This is a genomic window from Aeromonas sp. CA23 (genome assembly GCF_002587065.1).
In the GTDB taxonomy this organism is placed as follows: domain Bacteria; phylum Pseudomonadota; class Gammaproteobacteria; order Enterobacterales; family Aeromonadaceae; genus Aeromonas; species Aeromonas bestiarum.
In genome coordinates, this window is the sequence record NZ_CP023818.1 from 173,979 (window position 1) to 200,956 (window position 26,978).

At 59.5% G+C, this 26,978-nt stretch carries 23 protein-coding genes and 1 tRNA gene; 5 read left to right on the forward strand and 19 right to left on the reverse strand.

Translation table 11 applies throughout. The features are described from left to right. Positions 1–69 precede the first annotated feature (69 nt). The 3 genes from purD (at position 70) to CK910_RS00795 (ending at position 2,558) form a co-directional block, all read left to right on the forward strand. Complete coding sequence (gene purD, locus CK910_RS00785) at positions 70–1,359, forward strand: phosphoribosylamine--glycine ligase (protein ID WP_098980689.1); 1,290 nt, start codon at positions 70–72, stop codon at positions 1,357–1,359. Positions 1,360–1,639: 280 nt separating this feature from the next. Continuing rightward, positions 1,640–2,014, forward strand: coding sequence for a cytochrome b562 (locus CK910_RS00790; protein ID WP_043142093.1), 375 nt, complete (start codon positions 1,640–1,642; stop codon positions 2,012–2,014). Then, positions 1,995–2,558, forward strand: coding sequence for a cytochrome b/b6 domain-containing protein (locus tag CK910_RS00795; RefSeq protein ID WP_098980690.1), 564 nt, complete (start codon positions 1,995–1,997; stop codon positions 2,556–2,558). The genes CK910_RS00790 and CK910_RS00795 overlap by 20 nt, the downstream gene beginning before the upstream one ends. A gap of 137 nt (positions 2,559–2,695) precedes the next feature. Here the strand turns inward: CK910_RS00795 and CK910_RS00800 are convergent. From CK910_RS00800 to rpsU, 5 genes are all read right to left on the reverse strand, one after another. Continuing rightward, positions 2,696–2,772: transfer RNA gene (locus tag CK910_RS00800), tRNA-Ile, on the reverse strand. 195 nt (positions 2,773–2,967) lie between these two features. Next, the gene (gene rpoD, locus CK910_RS00805) at positions 2,968–4,863 is read right to left on the reverse strand and encodes an RNA polymerase sigma factor RpoD (protein WP_290019324.1); all 1,896 of its coding nucleotides are present in this window, start codon (positions 4,861–4,863) and stop codon (positions 2,968–2,970) included. Between the two features lie 183 nt (positions 4,864–5,046). Then, entirely contained in the window at positions 5,047–6,834 is a 1,788-nt protein-coding gene (dnaG, locus tag CK910_RS00810; protein WP_043142101.1) for a DNA primase, read from the reverse strand. A gap of 88 nt (positions 6,835–6,922) precedes the next feature. Then, positions 6,923–7,366: a GatB/YqeY domain-containing protein gene (locus CK910_RS00815; RefSeq protein WP_098980691.1), complete on the reverse strand. Its 444-nt coding sequence runs from the start codon at positions 7,364–7,366 to the stop codon at positions 6,923–6,925. 15 nt (positions 7,367–7,381) lie between these two features. Further along, the gene (gene rpsU / locus CK910_RS00820) at positions 7,382–7,597 is read right to left on the reverse strand and encodes a 30S ribosomal protein S21 (protein WP_005309452.1); all 216 of its coding nucleotides are present in this window, start codon (positions 7,595–7,597) and stop codon (positions 7,382–7,384) included. Positions 7,598–7,776: 179 nt separating this feature from the next. Between rpsU and tsaD the strand changes: the two genes are divergently transcribed. Next, positions 7,777–8,790, forward strand: a complete 1,014-nt coding sequence (tsaD, locus tag CK910_RS00825; RefSeq protein WP_043142105.1) for a tRNA (adenosine(37)-N6)-threonylcarbamoyltransferase complex transferase subunit TsaD — start codon at positions 7,777–7,779, stop codon at positions 8,788–8,790. Positions 8,791–8,878: 88 nt separating this feature from the next. Here tsaD and rpoS read toward each other — a convergent pair whose 3' ends face one another. From rpoS to rlmD, 14 genes are all read right to left on the reverse strand, one after another. Next, the gene (gene rpoS / locus CK910_RS00830; RefSeq protein WP_042872653.1) at positions 8,879–9,862 is read right to left on the reverse strand and encodes an RNA polymerase sigma factor RpoS; all 984 of its coding nucleotides are present in this window, start codon (positions 9,860–9,862) and stop codon (positions 8,879–8,881) included. 47 nt (positions 9,863–9,909) lie between these two features. Further along, the gene (locus CK910_RS00835; RefSeq protein ID WP_098980692.1) at positions 9,910–10,953 is read right to left on the reverse strand and encodes a peptidoglycan DD-metalloendopeptidase family protein; all 1,044 of its coding nucleotides are present in this window, start codon (positions 10,951–10,953) and stop codon (positions 9,910–9,912) included. 9 nt (positions 10,954–10,962) lie between these two features. Continuing rightward, positions 10,963–11,544: a YqaA family protein gene (locus CK910_RS00840; RefSeq protein ID WP_172955193.1), complete on the reverse strand. Its 582-nt coding sequence runs from the start codon at positions 11,542–11,544 to the stop codon at positions 10,963–10,965. After that, positions 11,541–12,158 carry a protein-L-isoaspartate(D-aspartate) O-methyltransferase gene (locus CK910_RS00845; RefSeq protein ID WP_043142113.1) on the reverse strand — a complete coding sequence of 206 codons (618 nt, stop codon included), beginning with the start codon at positions 12,156–12,158 and terminating at the stop codon, positions 11,541–11,543. The genes CK910_RS00840 and CK910_RS00845 overlap by 4 nt, the downstream gene beginning before the upstream one ends. Positions 12,159–12,162: 4 nt before the next feature. Beyond that, positions 12,163–12,924: a 5'/3'-nucleotidase SurE gene (gene surE, locus CK910_RS00850; RefSeq protein WP_098980693.1), complete on the reverse strand. Its 762-nt coding sequence runs from the start codon at positions 12,922–12,924 to the stop codon at positions 12,163–12,165. After that, positions 12,905–13,963 (reverse strand): tRNA pseudouridine(13) synthase TruD, encoded by a 1,059-nt coding sequence (gene truD / locus CK910_RS00855; RefSeq protein ID WP_098980694.1) that lies wholly within the window; start codon positions 13,961–13,963, stop codon positions 12,905–12,907. Before truD ends, surE begins: the two co-directional genes overlap by 20 nt. Next, the gene (gene ispF / locus CK910_RS00860; protein ID WP_042872662.1) at positions 13,963–14,439 is read right to left on the reverse strand and encodes a 2-C-methyl-D-erythritol 2,4-cyclodiphosphate synthase; all 477 of its coding nucleotides are present in this window, start codon (positions 14,437–14,439) and stop codon (positions 13,963–13,965) included. Before ispF ends, truD begins: the two co-directional genes overlap by 1 nt. 168 nt (positions 14,440–14,607) lie before the next feature. Next, positions 14,608–15,294: a 2-C-methyl-D-erythritol 4-phosphate cytidylyltransferase gene (gene ispD, locus CK910_RS00865; RefSeq protein WP_098980695.1), complete on the reverse strand. Its 687-nt coding sequence runs from the start codon at positions 15,292–15,294 to the stop codon at positions 14,608–14,610. Next, positions 15,287–15,604, reverse strand: coding sequence for a cell division protein FtsB (gene ftsB / locus CK910_RS00870; RefSeq protein ID WP_042872668.1), 318 nt, complete (start codon positions 15,602–15,604; stop codon positions 15,287–15,289). The genes ispD and ftsB overlap by 8 nt, the downstream gene beginning before the upstream one ends. Before the next feature lie 179 nt (positions 15,605–15,783). Then, complete coding sequence (gene eno / locus CK910_RS00875; protein ID WP_043142126.1) at positions 15,784–17,085, reverse strand: phosphopyruvate hydratase; 1,302 nt, start codon at positions 17,083–17,085, stop codon at positions 15,784–15,786. 89 nt (positions 17,086–17,174) lie between these two features. Further along, a complete protein-coding gene (pyrG, locus tag CK910_RS00880) occupies positions 17,175–18,812 on the reverse strand; it encodes a glutamine hydrolyzing CTP synthase (protein ID WP_042872670.1) in 1,638 nt (545 codons plus the stop codon). Positions 18,813–18,953: 141 nt separating this feature from the next. Then, positions 18,954–19,751 carry a nucleoside triphosphate pyrophosphohydrolase gene (gene mazG, locus CK910_RS00885; protein WP_098980696.1) on the reverse strand — a complete coding sequence of 266 codons (798 nt, stop codon included), beginning with the start codon at positions 19,749–19,751 and terminating at the stop codon, positions 18,954–18,956. A gap of 174 nt (positions 19,752–19,925) precedes the next feature. After that, positions 19,926–22,136, reverse strand: a complete 2,211-nt coding sequence (relA, locus tag CK910_RS00890; protein ID WP_043142131.1) for a GTP diphosphokinase — start codon at positions 22,134–22,136, stop codon at positions 19,926–19,928. Between the two features lie 573 nt (positions 22,137–22,709). Further along, a complete protein-coding gene (gene rlmD / locus CK910_RS00895; protein ID WP_098980697.1) occupies positions 22,710–24,029 on the reverse strand; it encodes a 23S rRNA (uracil(1939)-C(5))-methyltransferase RlmD in 1,320 nt (439 codons plus the stop codon). A gap of 230 nt (positions 24,030–24,259) precedes the next feature. Between rlmD and barA the strand changes: the two genes are divergently transcribed. Beyond that, positions 24,260–26,971, forward strand: a complete 2,712-nt coding sequence (barA, locus tag CK910_RS00900) for a two-component sensor histidine kinase BarA (RefSeq protein WP_098980698.1) — start codon at positions 24,260–24,262, stop codon at positions 26,969–26,971. Positions 26,972–26,978 lie beyond the last annotated feature (7 nt).

Here is a 26,978-nt window from a genome sequence, read left to right on the forward strand (position 1 = left end):
ACTATTTTCAACCGGCGACGCGCCATCTGCGGGCCGAGCCGGTTACCACGAATAGAAGCGAGCGATACGATGAAAGTACTGATCATTGGCAACGGCGGTCGTGAACACGCCCTGGCCTGGAAGGCCAAACACTCCCCACTGGTACACCACGTCTTCGTGGCACCGGGCAATGCAGGCACCCAGCTGGAGCCGGGCGTCGAGAACGTCGCCATCGAGGCGACCGACATCGAGGGGCTGCTGGCCTTCGCCAGGGAAAAACAGATAGGCCTCACCATAGTCGGGCCGGAAGCGCCGCTGGTGAAAGGGGTGGTCGATGCCTTCCGCGCTGCCGGTCAGCCCATCTTCGGCCCGACCGCCGCCGCCGCCCAGCTGGAAGGCTCCAAGGCCTTCACCAAGGATTTCCTGGCCCGTCACGCCATTCCGACCGCCGACTACCAGAACTTCACCGAGGTGGAGCCGGCACTGGCCTACCTGCGTGAGAAGGGCGCCCCCATCGTCATCAAGGCCGATGGTCTGGCGGCGGGCAAGGGCGTGATCGTCGCCATGACCCTCGCCGAGGCGGAGGAAGCGGTGCGCGACATGCTCTCCGGCAATGCGTTCGGGGAAGCGGGTGCCCGGGTAGTGATCGAAGAGTTTCTGGACGGGGAAGAGGCGAGCTTCATCGTCATGGTGGATGGCGAGCACGTGCTGCCCATGGCCACCAGTCAGGATCACAAGCGAGTCGGCGATGGCGACACAGGCCCCAACACAGGTGGCATGGGGGCTTATTCTCCGGCCCCCGTGGTGACGGCTGACGTGCACCAGAAGGTGATGGAGCAGGTGATCATGCCGACCGTGCGTGGCATGGCGGCCGAAGGCAATGTCTACACCGGCTTCCTCTACGCCGGCCTGATGATAGATGGCCAGGGCAACCCCAAGGTGATCGAGTTCAACTGCCGTTTCGGCGACCCGGAAACCCAGCCCATCATGCTGCGGATGCAATCCGATCTGGTGGAACTCTGCCTGGCCGCCTGCGCCGGCAAGCTGGATCAGAAGGAGGCCATCTATGACCCCCGCGCCGCCATCGGCGTGGTGCTAGCAGCGGGCGGTTATCCCGGCGACTACAGCAGCAATCGCCCCATCAGCGGGCTGCCGGTGGATGAAGTGGCCGGCGAGAAGGTATTCCATGCCGGCACCCGGCTGGAAGGGGATACCAGCCTGACCCAGGGTGGCCGCGTACTGTGCGCCACCGCCCTCGGCCATACCGTCGCCGAAGCCCAGCAGCGGGCCTATCAGCTGGCGGCTCGCATCAAGTGGGACGGCCTCTTCTACCGCAAGGACATCGGCTGGCGTGCCATCGAGCGCGAGCAGCAGCAGTAATTTCCACCTGTGACACACAGATTATCATCAGGGCCTGCGGGCCCTTTTTCATATGGTGCGACCGACTGGATTTGTTAACGGCTCTCACCCTTGCCCCAGGGGGATCCCTCGCCACCGCCCTCACATTTTCCCCTCTGGCGTTACCATTTGTGACAAAAAACAGCAATTTTCACAAACAGTTCACGGTGGCTCATGGCATCATGCCTGACATGAACGCCAAATAAGGGTTCATAAGAAACCAATCTAAATTGATAAGCATGTCGTTAAATAAGGAAATCCCATGTTGAAAACTGTTCGCCCCCTGTTGCTGCCCCTGATGTTTGGCCTGATGACCCTGCCCGCCATGGCCGGCGAGCTGGAACAACCGATGAAGAAGATCGGCTTCAACTACAAGCAGGCCGTCAAGGCCGGCGACGCAGCCTCCATGGAGAAACACATCAACGAGATGAAGGCTCAGCTCGACGTCGCCAAGCAGAAGAACATGCCGGCCGCCAAGAAAGAGAAGTTTCTGGAAGGGATGAACGAGGTGCAGACCGAGCTGGATGCCAGCCTGGCAGCCCTCAAGGCGGGTGACGAAGCCAAGGCGCGTGAGCACCTGGCCAAGGTCAATGACCTGAAGAAGGAGTACCACAAATATGCCAAGCAAAAAGGCTGAGCCCTTTCACTGGGATAGTCTGGTCCGCCTCACCCACTGGGGTGTGGCGGCCGCCTGTATCGGCAACCTCTGGCTCAACGAGGCCGGGGAAGAGTGGCACGAATGGCTGGGGTATGCCGCCATGGCACTGATCAGCCTGCGCCTGGTGTGGGGGCTCTCTTTCGCCAGGGGCCATGCCCGGCTGCGAGCCCTGATCCCGAGCCGGGCAGATTTTCGCCAGCAGGCCGTGGAGTTGCGTGAACGCACCCCGGCGACCCCAGGCCATCACGGCAGCGGCAAGCTGGCGGTATGGGCGCTCTGGCTGACCGTACTGGCCACCGCCGGTAGCGGCTGGTTCCAGAACACAGAGCTGGGTTTCGAACTGGGAGCCGACGACTGGCACCTCTGGTGTACCTGGGTGCTGCAAGGGCTGATCGCGTTGCACCTGACGGCCCTCGCATTCACCTCCTTGCGCCAGCGCAGCAATCTGGTGGTGCGCATGTTGCCTGCGGTACGCGGCGCACGCCCGCAGCAAGCGCCGGCGCGTCAGGATCAGCACTCCTGACATGTCAGACAGACCCGCGCCTCGGGTCTGTCCCTTGTTGAGTCACCATTGCCCTCTATGCCGCCGATCTGGATCTAGGTTGGTAAATAGCCAGAAACAAAAAGGCCGCTCATGATGAACGGCCTTTTTAATGAATTTGGTGGCCCCTGCCCGACTTGAACGGGCGACCAATCGATTATGAGTCGACTGCTCTAACCAACTGAGCTAAGGGGCCAGATTGTTGGTTTTGCGGCGTGGATTATAGGGGATGTAGAGAAGCCAGTCTATAGGTAGATCAACCACTTGGCGACATTTTGTCCACTTTCCTGCCAATATTCCTGCCAACCCGCTTACGTCCCGTAAAGTCCGGATAAAACAAAGCCCCGCATGGCGGGGCTTTTGAGACGAGGCTCTGGGCACATACCCGGGACTATTCGTCCAGGAAGCTACGCAGCACTTCCGAGCGGCTCGGGTGGCGCAATTTGCGCAGTGCCTTGGCTTCGATCTGACGAATACGCTCACGGGTGACGTCGAACTGCTTGCCCACTTCCTCGAGGGTGTGGTCAGTGTTCATGTCGATACCGAAACGCATCCGCAATACCTTGGCTTCGCGGGCGGTCAGGCCGGCCAGCACTTCGCGGGTCGCGTTGCGCAGGCTTTCGCTGGTCGCCGCATCAGCCGGCAGAGCGAGCGTGGTATCTTCGATGAAGTCGCCCAAGTGGGAGTCTTCATCATCGCCGATGGGCGTCTCCATGGAGATGGGCTCCTTGGCGATCTTCAATACCTTGCGGATCTTGTCTTCCGGCATGCCCATGCGCATGGCCAGCTCTTCCGGGTTCGGTTCACGACCCATCTCCTGCAGCATCTGACGGGAGATACGGTTGAGCTTGTTGATGGTCTCGATCATGTGTACCGGGATACGGATGGTACGGGCCTGATCCGCGATGGAGCGGGTAATAGCCTGACGGATCCACCAGGTCGCATAGGTCGAGAACTTGTAGCCACGACGGTATTCAAACTTGTCTACCGCCTTCATCAGACCTATGTTGCCCTCCTGGATCAGATCCAGGAACTGCAGACCACGGTTGGTGTACTTCTTGGCGATGGAAATAACCAGACGCAGGTTGGCCTCGACCATCTCTTTCTTGGCGCGGCGGGCCTTGGCCTCACCTATGCTCATGCGGCGGTTGATATCCTTGATCTGGGCAATGGAGAGACCAGTCTCTTCTTCGATCTGCTGCAACTTGCCGATGGAACGCAGCACTTCTTCGTCCATCTCGACCAGACGCGGAGACCAGGCTTTGCCAGCCTGTTTCTGGTATTCAAACCAGGCAGTTTCACACTCGTTGTTGGTGAAGGCCGCGACGAAGGTTTTCTTCGGCATCTTGGCCTGCTCAACGCAGAGTTTCATGATGATGCGTTCCTGTACGCGGACCCGCTCCATCATCTCGCGCATGTTGTTGACCAGGCGATCGAACTGCTTGGGCATCAGACGGAATTGACGGAACACATCGGCCAGCAGGGCAATCGCAGCCTGGGTATCTTCGTGCGCGCGGCCATTCTTCTGGATGGAGAGGCGCGTTACCTCATACTGGGCACGCAGCTCGCCAAACTTTTCGCGAGCGACTTCCGGATCCGGACCACCGTCACCATCGTCGTCCGAGCTTTCGCCGTCTTCGTCTTCATCTTCGTCTTCATCTTCGTCTTCGTCGGCCAGATCGTCTTCGCCGAGTTCAGAACCGATGTGAGTCGCGGTCGGCGCGACGTCATCGGTCTCGTTAGGATCGATGAAACCCGAGATGATGTCGGACAGACGAAGCTGTTCGGCTTCATATTTATCATACTGCTCAAGCAGATAGGTAATTGCTTCCGGGTACTCGGCAACGGAGCTTTGTACCTGGTTGATACCGTCTTCGATCCGCTTGGCGATGTCGATTTCGCCTTCGCGGGTCAGCAGTTCGACGGTACCCATTTCCCGCATGTACATGCGGACGGGATCGGTCGTACGACCAATCTCAGATTCAACAGATGCCAGTGCCTGGGCAGCTGCTTCGGCAGCGTCCTCATCGGCGGTACCACCTTCAGCCATGATCAGGTCATCGGCATCCGGGGCGTTTTCAACCACCTGAATACCCATATCGTTGATCATCTGGATGATGTCTTCGATCTGGTCAGAGTCGACAATGTCTTGCGGGAGGTGATCGTTCACCTCGGCATAGGTCAGGTAGCCCTGTTCTTTACCTTTGGCAACGAGGAGTTTAAGCTGAGACTGCGGGGTTTGCTCCATAGAACTCATCCGGTTGGTGTTGCTAGGTTGCGCGTACAGTGCGCTGCTGCGCAAATAGCCAATTCTAATAGAAAACCGCCAGACATGCTATGTCTGGTTGCGGCGTCGGTCATGAGAAACCCCTGCCCGCAGTATTGTCGGGGCCAGGCGGTTATAAAATTTTTGCTTTTAATCCCGTCGATTCGGGCAACGGTATTCATATTGGGACTAATCACTCAAATATCAAGCCCCACTCTCATTTCTTTTCTCAATCTGTACCTCTCTGATCAGCATCATCAGCTCCTGCGTTTCCTCAGAGCTTAGCCCTTCCTGAGCCACCTTGGCCTGCAGTTCTTCAATTCGTTGCTTCAGAAACTGGTTGATGAAACCGACGAAGGTATCCTGCAGCTCTCCCAGAATATCCGGCTCCTGGTCGAGCTTGATCTCTTCAAACAAGTCGTGCATCGCCAGCTGGGCGAGGATCTCGCCCTCTTTGGTGCCGCGCCAATGCTCCAGCAAGATGCCAGTAGTGATCCCGGGCTGGGCCAGGATCTGCTGATGCAGCTGCAACAGGAACTTGATGCCTTGTACCCGCAGCCCCGCCAGCTCAGGCATGGCCGGCAGTTCGGCCGTCACCGCCGGATATTGCACCATCAGGGCCAGTGCCCGACGCAGCGGCGTCAGCTTGGCAGCCTTGGGTTTGGTGAGCTCGGCCTTGGGCTGGCTATTGCGGGCGAACAGTTCGGCAATACGCTGCTTGTTCTCACCCCAGCGCATCATGCTGGAGAGACGGGTGATCAGCCCCTCACGGGTAAACCCCTCCGGTACCCGGCGGATCAGTTCGGCAGCCTTGTTGGCCACCTCGAACTTGCCCGCCTCACCGGACAGTGCCGCATCCCGCCCCAGACGCTCGAACATGAAGTCGGCGAAAGGCTGTGCCTGATCCAGCAGGGCCTCGAAACCCTCCCTGCCAATCTGGCGGACCAGCGAATCGGGATCCTCACCATCGGGCAGGAATACGAACTTGAGTTCACGCCCATCCTGCAGATGAGAGAGGGCATTATCCAGCGCCCGCCAGGCCGCCTCACGGCCGGCCTTGTCGCCGTCATAGCAGCAGACCACTTCGGCTGTGGTACGAAACAGGGTGTGAATATGGTCAGTGGTGGTGGCAGTACCCAGTGCAGCCACTGCATAATCGATGTCGTACTGACCCAGCGCAACCACGTCCATGTAGCCCTCCACCACCAGGATCCGGCGAGGATCCTTGTGTGCCTGCTTCACCTCATAGAGACCGAACAGCTCCCGCCCCTTGTGGAAGATGGGGGTTTCCGGCGAGTTGAGGTACTTGGGCGTACCCTCTCCCAGCACCCGGCCGCCAAAACCTATGACCCGGCCTCGCTTGTCCCGGATAGGGAACATGATGCGATCGCGAAAGCGATCATAGCTGCCGGGGCCACTGTCACGCGTGATCAGCATGCCACCCGAGATGAGCAGCTGCTCGTGATCCCGGCTGGCACCAAAGCGGCGTCTCACCTGATCCCAGTCTGCAGGGGCATAACCGATATTGAAACGCTTGACCACTTCACCAGTCAGACCGCGCCCCTTCAAGTATTCCACCGCCTGGGGTGCGCTCTTGAGATTGCTCTCGTAGAAGCGGGCGATCTGGTTCATCAGCTCATAGAGATCCTTGCTGACGGCCGGTTGGCTATTGGTCGAGCCACCAATGCTCTGCTCGCGAGGCACCTGCATGCCCTGCATGCTGGCGAGCTCTTCGATGGCATCGGGGAATTCGAGGCCGTCGTACTCCATGACAAAGCCGATGGCGTTGCCGTGGGCGCCACAACCGAAGCAGTGATAGAACTGTTTCTCCTGGCTGACGGTAAAAGAAGGACTTTTTTCGTTATGAAAAGGGCAGCAAGCCTGGTAGTTCTTACCGGCTTTTTTCAGCCGCACTCGCGAGTCGATCAGCTCGACTATGTCTGTGCGTACGAGCAGATCATCGATAAAGGATTGTGGGATCCTGCCTGCCATAACCGTCCTGTTTCACTGCGTAGAAAATAAAAAAGCCGCGCATTCCCAGGGAAGCACGGCTTCTTCGACCAAACAAGAGAGTTGCCTGTTACGCCAAGCGGGTTTTCACCTGAGCACTGACGGTGCCGACATCGGCACGCCCCTGAATTTTCGGCTTCAAGACAGCCATGACCTTGCCCATATCAGCCATGACGGCAGCACCACTTTCAGCGATGGCTTGCTCAATCAGTGCGGCAATTTCGTCTGCGGTCAGCTGTTGTGGCAGGAATTCCTGCAGCACAACGATCTCTGCGGACTCTTTGTCGGCGAGATCCTGGCGACCGGCAGCTTCAAATTGGCTGATGGAATCGCGGCGCTGTTTGACCATTTTGGTCACGACAGCGAGGATATCCTCATCATTGAGCTCGATACGGGAATCAACTTCACGTTGCTTGATTTCTGCCATCAACAAACGGATCGCCCCCAAGCGAGCCTTATCTCTGGCAAGCATGGCGAGTTTTTGTTGATCCTTGAGTTGATCCTTCAGAGACACGGCATTATCTCCCGATTAGTACAGGCGGATACGACGTGCGTTTTCGCGAGACAGCTTCTTGGCGTGACGCTTTACAGCAGACGCTTTGGCGCGCTTACGAATGGTAGTCGGCTTCTCGTAGAACTCACGGCTACGAACTTCAGACAGGATACCGGCCTTTTCGCAAGAACGCTTGAAGCGACGCAGAGCAACGTCAAACGGCTCATTTTCACGGACTTTGATTACTGGCATGTGCCTTTCACCTCAGTGATATATTGTTAGCTGACCATCAGTCGATCAGCATGTCTTAAAATGGTGCGAAATTATACTCTGGACAGGGAATGAAAGTAAACCCGCAGAGATCGCTCTGGTTTAAAAAACCCGCGAAGGTTACCATAGCCGTCTCATTTTAGCAGTGAAATTTTTTAGCAATGCGTGTATTGGGCATAGAGACATCCTGTGACGAAACCGGGATCGCGATCTTCGACGATCAAAAAGGGATCCTTTCCCATCAGTTATACAGCCAGGTCAAGCTGCATGCGGACTACGGTGGCGTCGTCCCCGAGCTCGCCAGCCGGGATCATGTTCGCAAGACGATCCCCTTGATCCAGGCCGCATTGCAAGAGGCGGGACTGGATAAAGATGACATAGACGGCATCGCCTATACCGCGGGTCCAGGGCTGGTTGGCGCCATTCTGGTAGGGGCCACCATAGGCCGCTCGCTGGCAATGGCATGGAACAAACCGGCCATCGCCGTGCATCATATGGAAGGCCACCTGCTGGCTCCCATGCTGGAAGAGAGAGCACCCGAGTTCCCCTTCGTGGCGCTGCTGGTCTCCGGCGGTCACTCCATGCTGGTGCGGGTCGACGGTATCGGCAGCTATCAGCTGCTGGGCGAGTCGATCGATGATGCCGCCGGTGAGGCGTTTGACAAGACCGCCAAGCTGATGGGGCTGGACTACCCGGGTGGCCCCCTGCTCTCCCGGCTGGCCGAGAAAGGCGCTAGCGGCCGCTTCCACTTTCCCCGCCCCATGACCGACAGGCCCGGACTCGACATGAGTTTCTCCGGCCTCAAGACCTTTGCTGCCAACACCATAGCCGCCAACGGCGACGATGAGCAGACCCGCGCCGACATAGCCCGTGCGTTTGAAGATGCAGTGGTCGATACCCTGGCCATCAAGTGCCGTCGGGCGTTGAAAGAGACCGGCCTCACGCGGCTGGTGGTCGCCGGTGGCGTCAGCGCCAACCGTCACCTGCGTGCCCAGCTGGCCGAGCTGATGGAGAGCCTCAAAGGCGAGGTGTTCTATCCACGCACCGAATATTGCACCGACAATGGCGCCATGATCGCCTATGCGGGCATGCAGCGCCTCAAAGCCGGTGTATTCGAGCCGCTGGCGGTCAAGGCCGTGCCGCGCTGGCCGCTGGACACCCTGGATCCGGTGTGATCCTGCGGATCCGGTTGCAATGAAAAAGGGGCTCATGGCCCCTTTTTTGTTGTTGTCAGCCGCGCCAATGCGCCCTGATTGGTACTCGCTAATTGGTACGAAACAGCGCCTCGATGGAGAGTCCCTGCCCCAGCAGGATCTCCCGCAGGCGGCGCAGTCCTTCCACCTGGATCTGGCGTACCCGCTCCCGGGTCAAGCCGATCTCGGACCCCACATCTTCCAGCGTGGCCGGTTCATAACCGAGCAGACCGAAACGACGCGCCAGCACCTCGCGCTGCTTGGGATTAAGCTCCTCCAGCCAGTGCACTATGCTGGCACGCATGTCGTCATCCTGCGACTCCAGCTCGGGCCCCATGCCACGTTCGTCAGAGAGCACATCCAGCAGCGCCTTGTCGCGATCGCCGCCGATGGGGGTATCCACAGAGGTGATCTTCTCGTTGAGCTTGAGCATGCGATTCACGTCGTCTACCGAGCGATCCAGCGCAAAGGCGATGTCTTCTGCGGTCGGTTCATGATCGAGGCGATGAGAGAGCTCACGAGCGGTGCGCAGATAGACGTTCAGCTCCTTGACCACATGGATGGGCAGACGAATGGTGCGAGTCTGGTTCATGATGGCCCGCTCTATGGTCTGGCGGATCCACCAGGTGGCATAGGTGGAGAAACGGAAACCGCGCTCGGGATCAAACTTTTCGACCGCACGGATGAGACCGAGGTTGCCCTCTTCGATGAGATCCAGCAGCACCAGGCCGCGGTTGTTGTAGCGACGGGCAATCTTGACCACCAGTCGCAGATTGGACTCAATCATGCGCTTGCGAGCGGCTTTATCACCTCGCAAGGCACGACGAGCGTAATAGACTTCTTCTTCGGCGGTGAGCAGGGGGGAGAAACCTATCTCCCCCAGATAGAGCTGGGTGGCATCCATCACCTTGTTCAGTTCCGGTGCCATCAGTTCGTCGGAAATAGTCTCTTCGACCTCGGCCGCGACTTCCCGAACCTCTTCCTCCTCGTGGGTCTCCAGCTCCTCATCGAACTCTAACTCTGCATCCTGCATAACCAGTTGTTCTTGGCTCATGGCGTGTCTCCCTGACCTGAACCAGAGTAAGACTTAACTCTCTGGGGTTAACGCTTTGGCAAATGGCTCATCGGGTTTATCGATTTGCCTCGATACCGGATTTCAAAGTGCAATCGCACATCCGGTGCGTCCGTGCTACCCATGTTGGCAATGACTGCTCCGCCTTTGACGCTGTCCCCTTCCCTGACCCGCAACTCATCGTTGTGAGCGTAGGCAGAGAGGTAGTCATCATCATGCTTGAGGATGATCAGCTTGCCATAACCCCTTAGTGCGCTACCCGCATAGACGACCTTGCCGCCACTCGCTGCGTAGACGGGTTGTCCCTTCTGACCAGCGATATCTATGCCCTTGTTTCCCTGTTCTGCAACGGAGAAACCCTCGACGATCCGGCCTTGTGTCGGCCAGTGCCAAGAAAGTCTCGACTGAGGCTTATTGTCTGTTTTTTGTTCTTTGATCTGAGCGTATTCTTTTGAAGATGGCTGAGCAATCGTTTTCTGTTTGATAAATGGGGTGGTCGTACCTGATGGCGCTGTCGCCAGAGGTTTGGGGCCGGTACTTTGTGGCGTGACCGGACGGGTCGCGGCGACCATCTGGTTCTCTCCCGTGCTGGCAGACTGCACATTCAGCACCTGGCCGACGTGGAGTGCATAGGGAGCCTGCAGACTGTTGCTCTGTGCCAGCGTCTGATTCGACATGCCAAACTGACGGCCTATGCTGCTCAGGGTATCACCGCGCCGTACCTGGTAGGTGCCGGCACTGCGGGCAACAGTCTGACTGCCGGCGGATGAATCGAACCGGATCTGTTGCCCTGGATAGATATTATAGGGAGGGCTGATGCCGTTGAGGCTGGCCAGAGACGGCACATCATTGCCCGAGTTAAAGGCGATGGAGTAGAGGGTATCCCCTTTTTTCACCGTGTAGCTGTTGCCCTGAATGGCCGGCTGAGCCGACCCCTGACGAGTCGGTACTGTGGAGACGAGGCGATCATTGCCCAATCCCTGTACCGGAGCAGCAGTCTTGCTGGAAGAGCAAGCGAGCAGCAGCCATGACAACACGACGATACTGCTTCCTTGCCAAACACGCGAACGCATAGTGGATCCTTAACGACTAAACCAGAAATAGGCCATAACGGCCAAACCAATACAGAGCCAGCCCAGCACATCCACATAGTGCATCAGCTTGCGCTCCATCTTCTCACCGCCCCAGCGCATCAGGCCTGCCACCAGGAAAAAGCGCATGCCACGACCGATCAACGAGGTCACGATGAAGGGCAACAGCGCCATTTGCAGCAGGCCTGCCGTGACGGTAAACACCTTGTAGGGGATCGGCGTGAAGCTGGCAATAAAAATCACCCAGATGCCCCACTGCTCGAACCACTGCCGGGCCAGGCTAATTTTTTCTTCATATCCCACCGAGGCAACCAACGGCTGCACCACTGGCTCCCACAGGGCATAGCCGAGTGCATAGCCAAACAACGCCCCCAATACGGAGAAGGTTGTCGCCAACCCGGCGTAGTGCCACGCCTTGTGCGGCCTGGCCAGCGCCATGGGTGCCAGCATGACGTCCACCGGGATCGGCCAGAACACAGACTCGACAAAGGCGGTGATCGCCAGATAATAAGGGGCGTACCTGTGGCGGGCCCACTGCATCACCAGCACGTACAGACGAGAAAACAAGGTCACTCAACATCTCCGTCGATCAGGGGAACAAACCGCACCGGCTCCAGGATCTTGCTGGTCAGCTGGGAGCCGGATCGCTCGATCAGCTGCAGCGTCTGCTGGCTATCCCCCACCGGCAGTACCAGACGGCCGCCATCGGCCAGTTGATCGGTGAGGGCTGTGGGCACCTCGCTGGCCGCCGCCGTCACCAGGATCGCATCAAACGGCCCCTTGTTGGGCCAGCCCAACCAGCCGTTGCCATGCTTGGCGGAGACATTGTGCAGATCGAGCTGCCGCAGCCGGCGTCTGGCCTGGAACTGCAGCGACTTGATCCGCTCCACCGTGTAGACATGCTCCACCAGATGGGCCAGCACCGCCGTCTGATAACCGGAACCAGTGCCGATCTCCAGCACGTGGGCTGGATCATTCTGGATCAGCAACTCTGTCATCCGCGCCACCATATAAGGCTGGGAGATGGTCTGACCGTGGCCTATGGGCAACGCCGTGTTGTCCCAGGCCTTGTGGGCCATGGCTTCATCCACAAACAGCTGGCGCGGCACTTTCGCAATCGCCGCGAGTACGCGGAAATCACGAATGTCCTGTGCGATCAGCTGGTTTAACAGGCGCTGTACTATCACACCTTCATCCCTGCAGGTCTAACCAAGCCCCCAGACCCGCCAGACTGCTGTAGGCAGTCATATCGATGGTCAGGGGGGTGATCGAGACGTAGCCCTGCTCGATGGCGGCGAAATCCGTGCCTTCTCCCGCATCCTGCTGGCTGCCGGGGGGGCCGATCCAGTAGATGGGCTGACCACGGGGATCCTCGCTGCAGATCACAGATTCCGCCCGATGACGGTTGCCAAGGCGAGTCACCCTGATCCCCTTGATCTGATCGAGGGGCAGGTCCGGCACGTTGACGTTGAGGATCTGATCGGCAGGCAGCGGGTGCACCATCATGCCCTTCACCAGCAGGGCCGCATAGTGGGCCGCGCTGGCGAAATGGGTCTTGCCTACCAGCGAGATGGCCAGCGAGGGAAAGCCGAGGTGACGCCCTTCGGTCGCCGCCGCGACCGTGCCCGAGTAGATGACATCATCCCCCAGGTTGGCACCGTGGTTGATGCCAGCCACCACCATGTCGGGTTCAGGGCGCACCAGTTCGTTGACCGCCAGATGCACGCAGTCGGTCGGCGTCCCCTTCACCGCATAGCTCTCGATCCCATTAAAACCGGTTTCGCTGAGACGGGTAACCCGCAACGGCACCTCCAGCGTCAGGGAGTGACTCGCGCCGCTGCGGTTGCGATCCGGCGCCACCACTATGACTTCGCCACAGGCCGTCAGCGCAGCGCTGAGGGCTAGGATCCCCTCGGCATGCACGCCATCGTCATTACTGACCAGAATTCGCATCGGACTGATTCCTGAAACCATGATCGGCCTCTTCGGCCTGCATTAATTCGCGTACCACGCTGGTGGCAAAGGCACCGGCCGGCAGGAAGAACGACAGGGTCAAGGCCTCGCCGTCCAGCTGCCAGCTCATCTGTTCCGGCTTGAGCAGGAGCGGGCGGCGGTCCTGATCCAGCCCGGCCTTCTCCAGACCTGCGCACCATTCGGGGTAAGCGGCCAGCACTCCCTGCTCGAACTCGGCCGCCGCCCCCTGGCTGGCCAGCCGGCCACGGCCCCACTGGGGAGCGGTCAGCTGCACGTCACCGGAGGCGAGACGCGCCTCCAGCTCCGGGGTCAGCAACTCTTCGCTGAAGATGGAGTGGCTGCCCTTTAGCATCACGCAATCACCGGCCAGCAGCTGATGAGCCAGCCCCTGCTCGATACGGGCACTGACGATGGCATTGAACAGCATGCTGCGAGCGGCGGAGAGGTAGAGGGAGCGCTTGTTGCGATCATTGATCCGCTTGCCGGCAAACATCGCTTTGGCCGCTTCCAGATTGTTGCCACCCCGGCCAAAACGCTGCTCGCCGTAGTAGTTCGGCACCCCCTGACTGGCGATGGCCTGCAGGCGGGACGCCAGTCCCTCGGTCTGTTCCAGCCCGGTCAGACGCAGGGTGAAGTGGTTGCCCTTGAGATAGCCAACCCGCAGCTTCTTGTTGTGGCGCTTCACCTGCAGGATCTGGATGCTGTCACTCTCGATCACCGAAAGGTTCGGCTCTGCCTTGCCCGGCAGGTGAATGCCGAACCACTGCTCGGTCACGGCGTGGCGATCCTTGAGGCCAGCCCAGGTCACAGCGTTGCGATTGACCCCGGCCGCATCGGCCAGCAGGCCCGCCACCCAGGCGGTGTTCTCGCCAGTTTTGCGCACCCGCACGAAAATGTGTTCACCCTCGCCGCAGGGCTCGAAGCCGAGATCCTCAACCACCACGAAATCACTGGCCTCGGCCTTGAGGATGCCACGGGCGGCGGGCGCTCCGTGCAGATAACTGAGTTGTTCCAACATTATTGTTTCACCAGTAAGACGACAGCTTCGGTGGCGATCCCTTCCTTGCGCCCCGTAAACCCGAGTTGTTCTGTGGTAGTCGCCTTGACATTCACCCGGTTCAAATCACACATCAGGTCGGCGGCCAGCACGGCGCACATGGCGTCGATATGGGGTGCCATCTTGGGGGCCTGGGCTATGATGGTCACGTCCAGATTGCCGATGGCATAACCCGCCTTTTTTACTCGGGCAAACACGTCCCGCAGCAGGATCCGGCTGTCGATCCCCTTGAATTGCGCGGCGGTATCGGGAAAGTGGCGGCCTATGTCACCGGCGCCTATGGCGCCAAGCAGGGCATCGCTCACCGCGTGCAGTACCACATCACCGTCGGAATGTGCCAGCAGGCCCTGTTCATACGGCACGGCGACGCCACCCAGCATGCAGGGACCAACCCCACCAAATTTGTGTACATCAAAACCATGTCCAATTCGTATCACGCCTGACATCCTCCAAACACGCAGGAAACTTCTCTGCCTAAACCTTGTTCACCTCAAGATCGGCCTGACATCCTCCAAACAGGCAGGAGACTCATCCACCCAAACCCTGAGCACCTCAACCGCATGTCCCATCCGGATCATGCTCGCTCCTTGTCTGGGTGTATCGACTTATGCCTGCTGGCTTAAAAACAGCCCCGCCAGAGAGAGATCCTCCGGCCGGGTCACCTTGATGTTGTCGGCTCGTCCTTCCACCATCCGGACGGTGAAACCGGCACGCTCCATGGCGGAGGCCTCGTCGGTGATGGTGGCCCCCAGCGCCAGCCCCTCCTCCAGCGCCCGCAGCAGAGTGCGGGCGGGGAACATCTGCGGCGTCAGGGCATGCCAGAGCTGCTCGCGATCGACGGTGCCGAGTATGTTGCCCATGGCGTCTGAACGCTTCATGGTGTCGCGCACCCGGCTGCCGAGAATGGCACCACCACACTGGATGGCGGTGGCGATGAGCCGGTCGAGATCGCCGTGGGTCAGACAGGGACGGGCGGCATCGTGCACCAGCACCCACTCCCCCTCTGCCACATGCAGCGCATTGAGAACGGAAAAGGCGCGCTCGGCGCCCCCCTCTACCCGCAGGACACGCGGGTCGGTCGCAACGGGCAGGGCATCAAACCAGCGATCGTGGGGCGCCAGCGCCACTATCACCCGGGCAATGGCCGGGTGTGACAGCAGGGCGCCGAGGGTATGCTCGAGAATGGTCTGTCCCGCCAGCTGCAGATACTGTTTCGGACAATCGGCGCCCATCCGGCTGCCAATCCCGGCGGCGGGGACTATGGCGGTCAGCCCGGTCTGGCGATCAGTCATCGTAGGCTGCGTCTCCCGAGCTGGAGCCCTTGTCCTTATCCTTGGGGATGATCCGGTAGAAGGTCTCGCCCTGCTTGATGTAGCCGAGATCGTTGCGCGACAGCTCCTCTATGGCCTCAAGGCCCGAGGTCAGATCGTCAATCTCGCGATAAATCAGGTTGTTGCGATCCTTGAGTACCAGATTGTCCTGCTGCTGCCGGGAGATGGCGTCGGACAATTCGTGATAATCGGACAGGCCATTCTTCCCCAGCCAGAGGTCATATTGAAGCCCTCCCAACAGGAAGAGCAGGATAAGAGTGAGTAGCCGCATGCACTGAGTCTCCTTCAAGCGGCCTAGTTTCCCATATTCGCAGGCAAGACAAAAGGAAGCCTGTGTCCCGGATGGGCTGGGCCGGAATAAAAAATGCAGAAACCTCACCCGGCGATGACGGAAACGAAAAAGCCCCGCCAGATTGGCGGGGCTTTGAGCAGATTAAGGGCGGGCTGGAATTAAGCCTGGTTTTTAACTTCTTTCAGACCGCGGAAAGGAGCTTTGGCACCCAGAGCTTCTTCGATACGGATCAGCTGGTTGTACTTGGCAACACGGTCAGAACGGCTCATGGAACCTGTCTTGATCTGGCCAGCAGCGGTACCAACAGCCAGGTCGGCGATGGTCGCGTCTTCGGTCTCACCGGAGCGGTGGGAGATGACGGCAGTGTAGCCAGCGTCTTTGGCCATCTTGATGGCAGCCAGAGTTTCGGTCAGGGAACCGATCTGGTTGAACTTGATCAGGATGGAGTTGGCAACGCCGTTGTCGATACCGCGCTTCAGGATCTTGGTGTTGGTTACGAACAGGTCGTCACCAACGATCTGGATTTTCTTGCCCAGTTCAGCAGTCTGGTAAGCAAAACCGTCCCAGTCAGATTCGTCCAGGCCATCTTCGATGGAGACGATCGGGAACTTGGTGGTCAGGTCAGCCAGGTAGTCAGAGAAACCGTTGGAGGTGAAGATACGACCTTCGCCTTTCAGGTTGTACTCTTTCTTCTCTGCGTCGTAGAACTCGGAAGCAGCACAGTCCATGGCCAGGGTGATGTCTTTACCCAGGACATAGCCAGCAGCAGCAACGGCTTCTGCGATCACTTCCAGCGCTTCGGCGTTGGATTTCAGGTTCGGAGCGAAACCACCTTCGTCACCAACAGCAGTGTTGTAGCCCTTGGACTTCAGCACTTTGGCCAGGTTGTGGAACACTTCGGCGCCCATGCGAACGGCTTCTTTCAGGGTCTTGGCGCCAACCGGCTGGATCATGAACTCCTGGATGTCGACGTTGTTGTCGGCGTGCTCACCACCGTTGATGATGTTCATCATCGGCAGCGGCATGGAGTAAACACCGGCAGTGCCGTTCAGCTCGGCGATGTGAGCGTACAGCGGCATGCCTTTGGCGGCAGCGGCGGCTTTGGCGTTAGCCAGGGAAACAGCCAGGATGGCGTTGGCGCCAAACTTGGATTTGTTCTCGGTGCCGTCGAGGTCGATCATGATCTGGTCGATAGCGGCCTGGTCCTTGGCATCTTTACCCAGCAGAGCTTGAGCGATCGGGCCGTTGACGGCTTCGAGGGCTTTCAGAACGCCTTTACCCAGGAAACGGCTCTTGTCGCCGTCACGCAGTTCCAGCGCTTCGCGGGAACCGGTGGACGCGCCAGACGGAGCGGCTGCCATACCAACAAAACCACCTTCCAGGTGAACTTCGGCCTCAACGGTCGGGTTACCACGGGAGTCGATGATTTCACGACCGATCACTTTAACGATCTTGGACATGTGTATTTCCTCAGGTTTCGTAAAAAAACAACAAAAATATGCCAAAAAAAGCGGCTGTGGCACAGAGCCTCAACCGCATTTATTTTCAATTACTTCAGATTACGCTTCTGATACTCGCCTGCCGCCTTCACAAAACCGGCGAACAGGGCGTGGCCATCACGGGGAGTCGAGGTGAACTCCGGGTGGAACTGCGCCGCCACGAACCAAGGGTGATCCGGGATCTCGATAATTTCCACCAATTTTTTGTCGGCGGAGAGACCGGTCACTTTCAGACCTGCCGCTTCAATCTGCGGCAGCAGCTTGTTGTTCACTTCGTAACGGTGACGGTGGCGCTCGTAAATGGTCGGGCTGCCGTACATCTGACGCACCTTGGAACCTTCGACCAGGTGGCAGAGCTGGGAGCCCAGACGCATGGTGCCGCCCAGATCAGACTTCTCGGTACGAGTCTCGACGTTGCCTTCGTCATCCACCCACTCGGTGATGAGACCGACGACCGGATAGGCGCAATCTTTCTTGAATTCGGAGGAGTGAGCCCCTGTCATGCCCGCCACGTTGCGTGCAAATTCGATCATGGCAACCTGCATGCCGAGGCAGATACCCAGATAAGGGATCTTGTTCTCACGGGCATACTGGGCCGCCTGGATCTTGCCTTCCACGCCGCGCTCACCGAAGCCACCCGGCACCAGGATCGCGTCCAGGCCCTCCAGCAGCTCGGAGCCACGGGTCTCGATGTCCTGGGAGTCGATGTACTTGATGGTGACGGAGAGACGGGTCTTGAGGCCACCGTGCTTGAGCGCCTCGTTGACGGACTTGTAGGCATCCGGCAGGGAGACATACTTGCCGACCATTCCGATGGTCACTTCCGCAGTCGGGTTGGCCTCTTCGAAGACCACCTGTTCCCACTCGGACAGGTCGGCCTCCTTGCACTCCAGACCGAAACGCTCGGTGAAGTAGGAGTCCAGATTCTGGGACTTGAGCAGGGCCGGGATCTTGTAGATGGAGTCGACGTCTTTCATGGAGATGACGGCGCGCTCAGGCACGTTGCAGAACAGGGCAATCTTGGCACGCTCATTGGCCGGAATGGCACGGTCGGAGCGGCAGATCAGCACATCCGGCTGGATCCCGATGGAGAGCAGCTCTTTCACCGAGTGCTGGGTCGGCTTGGTCTTCACCTCGCCGGCGGCGGCCAGGTAAGGTACCAGGGTCAGGTGCATGAACATGGCGCTGTTGCGGCCCACTTCGGCAGCCAGCTGACGAATGGCCTCGAGGAACGGCAGGGACTCGATGTCGCCCACGGTACCGCCCACTTCGACGATGGCAACCTGATGGCCTTCGGCACCGGCAATCACCCGCTCCTTGATGGCGTTGGTGATGTGCGGGATGACCTGAATGGTGGCGCCCAGATAGTCGCCACGGCGCTCTTTGCGCAGCACGTCGGCGTAGATGCGGCCAGTGGTAAAGTTGTTGCGGCGAGTCATCTTGGTGCGGATGAAACGCTCGTAGTGGCCCAGATCCAGATCGGTTTCGGCCCCGTCCTCGGTTACGAATACTTCACCGTGCTGGGTCGGGCTCATGGTGCCCGGATCCACGTTGATATAGGGGTCCAGTTTCATGATGGTCACATCCAGACCACGGGCTTCCAGAATGGCTGCCAGAGAAGCTGCGGCAATGCCTTTGCCGAGGGATGAAACAACGCCACCAGTTACAAAAATATATTTTGTCGTCATGCTGAACCTGAAAGAAGTTTAGGGAATTTTAAGGGGTGCTTCGGGGATGAAGCAGGACGGGGAAACAGTATACCAAAACCCCCTCTCCCAAACAATGAACAAAAATCTATCAGGCTCACCGCCCCCTCATCTTGCGCCAAATCAACTTTGTTCGGTTTCCTTGGCCTTGTCCCAGGCTGCGTCCAGCTTTTCCAGCGAGCAATCGGTCATTTTCAGCCCTTCCGCGGCGATAAACTGCTCAACCTGACGAAAGCGACGTTCGAACTTGCTGTTGGCGCCCCGCAGCACCTGCTCAGGATCCTTGCCAAGATGACGAACCAGGTTGACGGTGGCAAACAGCAGGTCGCCGAGCTCATCACTCACCCGCGCCTCGTCCACGTCGGCCATCAACGCCTCTTCCATCACCTCGTCGATCTCTTCGTGGATCTTGTCCACCACAGGGCCCAGCGTCTTCCAGTCGAAGCCCACCGTGGCACAGCGCTTCTGGATCTTGGCGGCGCGGGTCAGGGCCGGCAGCGCGAGCGGTATGTCATCCAGCACGCTCTCCTTGTCGAGCGCGGCCCGCTCTTTGGCCTTCTCGGCCTCCCAGTTCACCTTCACCGCCTGCTCGTCACCAAGATCCGCATCGGAAAACACGTGGGGATGGCGACGAATGAGCTTCTCGCTCACCGTATCCACGATATCGGCGAAATCGAACAGCCCCTGCTCCTTGCCCAGCTGGGCGTAGAACACTACCTGGAACAGCAAATCGCCGAGTTCCCCCTTCAATCCCTGCCAATCGCGGGTTTCGATGGCATCGGCAACCTCATAGGCCTCTTCCAGAGTGTGCGGCACTATGGTCTGGAAGCTCTGCTTGAGATCCCAGGGGCAACCCTCTTGCGGGTCACGCAGGCGAGACATGATATCGAGCAATTGAGAGAGGTCGTAACGTTGAGACATGAGCTACTCACTTTCGATTCGTTAAATGGGGATGAAGCGACATCAAGCCGCGCAGCCGATCAATCTCATGTCGATCCGTTGGGGCAGGTCGTAACGTTGGGACATGGGAGATCCGCTTTCAGGTCGTTCAAACAGGGGAAAAGCGACCGGCCACCCTGGGCCGGTCGTTAGGTATCAGAGGCGCTTGGCGCTGATCACGTCGTTGAGCTGGCTGAGCTTGGCCAACGCCCGGTTGAAGGCGTTGATGTTGTAAATCTCCAGCTCCATGTCGATCTCGGCGGTCTGCTCGCGCACGTTGGAGCGCGAACGCACCCCCATCACGTTGATCTTCTCGTTGGCCAGCACTGTAGTGATGTCCCGCAGCAGACCCGAGCGATCGTTGGAGAGGATGCGAATGGTGAGGCCATAACCACCCGAGTAGTTCTCCCCCCACACCGCATCGATCAGTCGTTCCGGGTTGCGACGGGAGAGCTCCTTGAGCTGCTCGCAATCATCCCTGTGGATGGATACCCCGCGCCCCATGGTGATGAAGCCCTGAATGGTGTCGCCCGGGATGGGCTGGCAGCAGCGGGCGATGTGGGTCATCAGATTGCCGACCCCTTCCACCACTATGTGATCCTTGGGCTTGGGCCGGAACGGGGTATTGGCCTTCTGCTCCAGTTTTTCCAGCACACGGCGATCTTCTTCTTCCGCCGTCGGCTTGTTGTAACGGGTGTCCAGGTAGTTGAGCAGCTGGTTGATGCGGATGTCGCCGCTGCCGATACCGGCCAGCAGGTCTTCCAGCTCCTCGGCGTGGAAACGCTCGAGCACCACCTTGTCCACCTTGGAGAGGGTCAGGTTGTGTCTGTCCAGCTCCTTCTCCAGCAGCTCCTTGCCGGCGGCTATGTTCTTGTCCCGATCCAGCTTTCTGAACCAGGTGGCCACCTTGGCCCGCGCCCGGCTGGAGCGCAGGAAACCCGAGTTGGGGTTCATCCAGTCGCGGCTCGGGTTCGGCTCCTTCTGGGTGATCACCTCCACCTGGTCGCCGGTTTGCAGCGCATAGGTGAAGGGCACTATGCGACCGTCAATCTTGGCGCCGATGCAGCGGTGGCCGATCATGCTGTGCACGTGATAGGCGAAGTCGAGCGGGGTGGCACCCGCCGGCAAGTCGATGACATCCCCTTTCGGGGTGAACACATAGACCCTGTCCTCGAACACCTGACTGCGCAGATCCTCGAGCAGGGAGCCGCTCTCGGAGAGATCCTCCTGCCAGGCGAGCAGCTTGCGCAGCCACTCGATCTTGTCTTCGAAGTTGTTGGCCTTGTTGGCGGCCTGGGCCCCTTCCTTGTAGCGCCAGTGAGCGGCCACCCCCAGCTCGGCATCCTGATGCATCTGGTCGGTGCGGATCTGGATCTCCACCGTCTTGCCTTCCGGCCCCACCACCACTGTGTGGATCGACTGATAGCCGTTGGGTTTGGGGTTGGCGACATAGTCGTCAAACTCGCGGGGAATATGGTGGAAATGGGTATGGACTATGCCGAGCGCCGCGTAGCAATCCTGCAGCCGCTTGGTCACCACCCGCACAGCGCGCACGTCGAACAGCTCGTTGAACTCGAGGTGCTTCTTCTGCATCTTGCGCCAGATGCTGTAGATGTGTTTCGGACGGCCATAGACTTCAGCCTCCACATCCGCTTCCTTGAGGGCATCGCGCAGGGACTGCACGAACTCGCGGATGTAGCGCTCCCGGTCGAGGCGCTTCTCGTCGAGCTGCTTGGCGATCTGCTTGTAGGTGTCCGGGTGCAGGTAACGGAAGGCAAGATCTTCCAGCTCCCATTTGAGCTGACCTATGCCGAGCCGGTTGGCCAGCGGGGCATAGATGTTGGTGATCTCCTGGGCCATCAGCACCCGGGTCTCTTCATCCGCCTTCTTCGCTTCCCGCAGGCAGGCGATCCGCTCCGCCAGCTTGATGACCACGGCACGCACATCCTCGACCATGGCGAGCAGCATGCGGCGCACGTTGTCGACCTGTTCCGGCGAGGTCTCGCTGCGGTGCAGGGTCTGCAGGGAGCGGATGGCTTCCATCTCCAGCACCCCTTCCACCAGCTTGGCGATCTTGGGACCGAAGTCTTCGTCCATCCGCTCCTGGCTGATGAGGCCGGCTTCGACGAAGGGGTAGATGATGGCGGCCTTGAGGGTGCCGAGATCCATGCTGAGCATCAGCAGAATGCCCGCCATCTCGACGCCACGCACCAGCAGGCGGTTGGTGAGCGCCTCGTCACCGAGCGTCAGACAATACTGGTAGACGGTTCGCAACTGATCCTTGTCACTGTCACTCAAGGAGAGCGAGCTGACCCACTCTTCCAGGGTGAAGTTGTCTTTCAAATGAATATCGCGAACCGCAACCATGGTATCAATCCTTTAAATTATTGGGCCGAAAGCTACCGCTTCCTCCCCCTCACCTGATGAGACTGCCTCAGATGGGGATATCTGGAGAACTTTTCAAGGCATATTGTCAATAAAGACAATAGAGTTCTCCAACAGGCCCAGCCGATTTACGAGGGGCTAGATTACCCCAATCACTCCCGCTCAAACAGCCTGATGGACGCCAGATACACCAGAATAAAAGAACATATCCGGCCCCCAAACACATCAGACCAAGGGGCTGGATTACTCAGTTCACTCCCGCTCAAACAGCCCGATGGACGCCGGATACACCGGGATAAAAGAACATATCCGGCCCACAAACACATCAGACCAAGGGGCTGGATTACTCAGTTCACTCCCGCTCAAACAGCCCGATGGACGCCAGATACACCAGAATAAAAGAACATATCCGGCCCCCAAACACATCAGACCAAGGGGCTGGATTACTCCGCTCACGCCCGCTCAAACAGCCTGATGGACGCCAGATACACCAGAATAAAAGAACATATCCGGCCCCCACGCACATAAGACCAAGGGGCTGGATTACTCCGTTCATTACCGCTCAAACAGGGCCATGGACTCCAGATGGCCGGTGTGGGGGAACATGTCGAGCATCCCCAGACGTACCAGTCGGTAGCCCCCTTTCACCAGCACCTGGCTGTCACGGGCCAGGGTGACCGGGTTACAGGAAACGTAGACCACTCGCTTGGGTGAAAGTTTCACGACGTGACCCATCACCTCCAGCGCACCGGGGCGGGCCGGATCCAGCAGCACCAGATCGAACCCTTCCCGCGCCCAGGACATGCCGACTATGTCACCGCTCAAGTCCGCCTTGTAGAAACGGGCATTGTCGATACCGTTGCGACGGGCGTTCTCCTCGGCGCGGGCCACCATGGCCAGCTCCCCTTCCACGCCCACCACTTCCCGGGCCTGACGGGCCAGTGGCAGGGTGAAGTTGCCTATGCCGCAAAACAGATCCAGCACCTTGTCATCCTTGCTCGCCCCGAGCCACGCCAGCGCCTGGGCCACCATGCTCTGGTTGATGGGACCGTTGACCTGAATGAAGTCACCGGGAGCAAATGCAAGAGACAGGCCATCCAGTGAGTAGGATGGCTGGAATACCTGATGCAACGGCTCGATGCGTTCATCGGCAGCCTGCAGATAGAGGTCTATCCCCTGCGCCTGCGCAAACGCCACCAGCAGGGCGCGATCCGCCTCGTTGGGACGACCCGTATGGCGCAGCAGCATCATGATCCCCTGCTCGGCCTGAATGAGTTCGGCATGGCCCAGCTCACGCTGGCTCTTGAGGCGATTGAGGCAGTCGCGCAGAGGGTTAATGAGGGCAGAGAGCGGCTCGGCCAGCACGGGGCAGCCCTCGATCTCCACCAGGTCGTTGGATTGGCGACGACGAAAACCGACCCGGGTGCAGCGGCCATTCTTGTCAAACTTGATGGCCAGCCGGCAGACCCGGCGGTAGGCGCGAGACTCCCCTGTCAGCACGGGCTCCAGCGCTGGCGCCTTGATCTGTCCCAGCCGCTCGAACAGGCTGACCAGGCCGGCCTCTTTGGCAGCCTGCTGATCCGCCTCGCCGAGATGCTGGGCATTGCAACCGCCGCACTCGCGGTAGTGGCTGCAGAAGGGGGCGATGCGATTGGCCGCCGGGGTCACCACCTGTTGCAAGGCGGCGTGGGCATACTGCTTCTTGTCTTCGAGGATGCGGGCCTTGACCTGCTCGCCGGGCAGCGCCCCTTCGATGAAGATCGCCTTGCCCTGATGACGGCCGATACCGACGCAGTGGTGATCCAGACTGTCTACCGTAAATTCAATACGTTGGGGCTGGGTGGATTTCTTTTGGGGCTTGAAAAACTGGGCCATAAAACTTGGTGCCTATAGGTGGCTATGTCATGATTGTGGAATCTGCAGCAGGCTATTGTCCCACAAGAATAATAGTATGACCAAATCCGGCCTGCGGGCCCGCCCACTGTCGTTTGCCCTCTTGCCAACCCTGCTCTTCGGGGGACTATCCGCATGACCCAATCCGGCCTGCGCGCTCATGCCGTGCCATTGACCATCTTGCCCACCCTGATGATCGGGGGACCATTCGCATGACCAAGTACGGCCTGCGAGCCCGGGTGCTGGCCTTTACCATATTGCCGACCCTGATCATTGGCGGCCTGATGGCCGGCTATTTCACCTTCCACCGCTACCAGCAGCTGGAAAACAACCTGATCGATCAGGGCATCAACATCATAGAGCCGCTGGCCATCGCCAGTGAATACGGCATGACCCAGCACAGCCGGGAGTCGCTCAAGCGGCTGATTGGCCTGACCCACCGCAAGAATTCGCCGCTCATCAAGTCCATCGCCGTCTTCACCCAGGACAACCAGCTGTTCGTGACGTCCAACTACCACAGGGACTTCACCCGGCTGCGGCTGCCCGATGGCAGCCAGATCCCCGAGCTGACCAGCGTCACCCTGTACGGTGACGACATCATATTGCGCACCCCGATCCAGGCCGAGACCAGCATGGATGGTTTCCCACTGCCCAGCGATGTGGAGCCGCCCATGATCGGCTACATCTCCATGCAGATGACCACAGACAGGGCCATGATCCTGCAGTATCGAGACACCTTCTTCGCGGTGATCATGGTGCTCATCGGTCTGGCCGTCAGTACCCTGTTTGGCTTCAGGCTGGTCAAGAGCGTGACCCAGCCCATCACCGACATGGTGCAGGCGGTGCACAAGATCAGGGAGGGGCGACTCGACACCCGGGTCAGCGGCCAGCTCACCGGCGAGCTGGACATGCTGAAAAACGGCATCAACGCCATGGCCAAGGCGCTCTCGGAATATCACGAGGAGATGCAGCAGAACATCGATCAGGCGACCTCGGATCTGCGGGAGACACTTGAACAGATAGAGATCCAGAACGTCGAGCTCGACATGGCCAAGAAGCGGGCGCAGGAGGCGGCGCGGGTCAAATCCGAGTTCCTCGCCAACATGTCCCACGAGCTGCGCACCCCGCTCAACGGCGTCATCGGCTTCACCCGCCAGCTGCTCAAGACGGCGCTGACCCCGAGCCAGACCGACTACATGCAGACCATAGAGAAGTCGGCCCGCAACCTGCTCGGCATCATCAACGACATCCTCGACTTCTCCAAGCTGGAGGCGGGCAAGCTGCAGCTGGAACACATACCATTCAGCCTGCGCGACACCCTCAACGAGACCATGCACCTGCTCGGCCCCAGCGCCCACGACAAGCAGCTCGAACTCTCCCTGCAGGTGGATGCCGAGGTGCCGGACTACCTCACCGGCGACCCCATGCGCCTGCAGCAGGTGCTGACCAACCTCACCGGCAACGCCATCAAGTTCACCGAGCGCGGCAACGTGGATGTGCGCATCGAGCAGACAGGCGGCAGCAACGGCAACAAGGTGCGGCTCAACGTGCTGATCCGCGATACCGGCATCGGCATCTCGGAAGAGCAGCAGCGCCAGCTGTTCCAGGCCTTCAACCAGGCCGACTCCTCCATCTCGCGCCGCTACGGCGGCACTGGCCTCGGCCTCGTCATTACCCAGAAGCTGGTGCAGCAGATGGGGGGCCAGATCCGTTTCGAATCCGAACTGGGCAAGGGCTCCGTCTTCTCCTTCAGCCTGGACATGGACGTCTCTCCCCTGCCCCAGACCGACAAGCTGCCGCTGGATCGCATCCAGGGCAAACGAGTCTGGCTGCTGGAGCCGGATCCCTTCAGCCACTCCTCCCTCTGCGCCCTGCTGGCGGAGTGGCAGCTGGATGTGCAGTCGCTCGCCATCGACACCATCTGGCCCGAGATGAGCAACCAGGACATGGTGATCATCGGCAGCAGCACACTGCACACACCTCAGCAGGTGATCGCCCGCCTCGACGGGCTGGACGGCCAGCAGAACACCATAGTGCTGCTCAGCAGCCACGAGCCTGCGCTCTATGATGCCATGCTGGCCCACGGCGCCCAGCACTGTCTCTCCAAGCCCACCAACCACCGCAAGCTGCTGCACGCCCTGCTCTCCCCCGAGGCAGCCAAGAGCGCGCCGCTGCCCGCCCCGACCCAGCGCCAGGTGCAGCAAGTCAAGGTGCTGGCGGTGGACGACAATGCGGCCAACCTCAAGCTGATCGCCGCCATGCTCAAGGAGATGGTGAGCCAGGTGGTGGTGTGCAAGAACGGCAAGGAGGCGGTCAGACTGGCCCAGAGCCAGCCATTCGACATCATCTTCATGGATATACAGATGCCGATCATGGATGGCATCAGCGCCACCCAGGCGATCCGCAGCCAGTCCCTCAACACAGAGACGCCGATCGTGGCGGTGACCGCCCACGCCATTCCCGGCGAGCGGGAGCGGCTGATCCGGCAGGGGATGGATGACTATCTGGCCAAGCCCATCGACGAGAGCATGCTGGCCCAGCTGATCACCGACTTCGCCCACCGTCGCCACCAGAACCACGCGGATCAGCAGATAGACTGGTCTCTGGCGGTGCGTCAGGCCGCCGGCAAGCTGGATCTCGCCAAGGAGATGCTGACCATGTTGATGGCCAGTTTCGACGAGGTGGATCCCGTGCTGGAGGCGGCCCTCGCCGGTCAGGTGGAGGATGCCGAGGTGCTGGCCCAGCTGCACCGCCTCAACGGCGGCTGCGCCTATTCCGGGGTGCCCGGCCTGCAACGGCTGCTCTCCCAGCTGGAACAGCAGCTGCGCGACGGGGTGCCGGTCAGCGAGCTGGAACCCGAATTGCTGGAGTTGCAGGATGCGATGGAGCAGGTGCGTCAGGAGGCGCCACGCTACCTCGTCTGAATGAGCG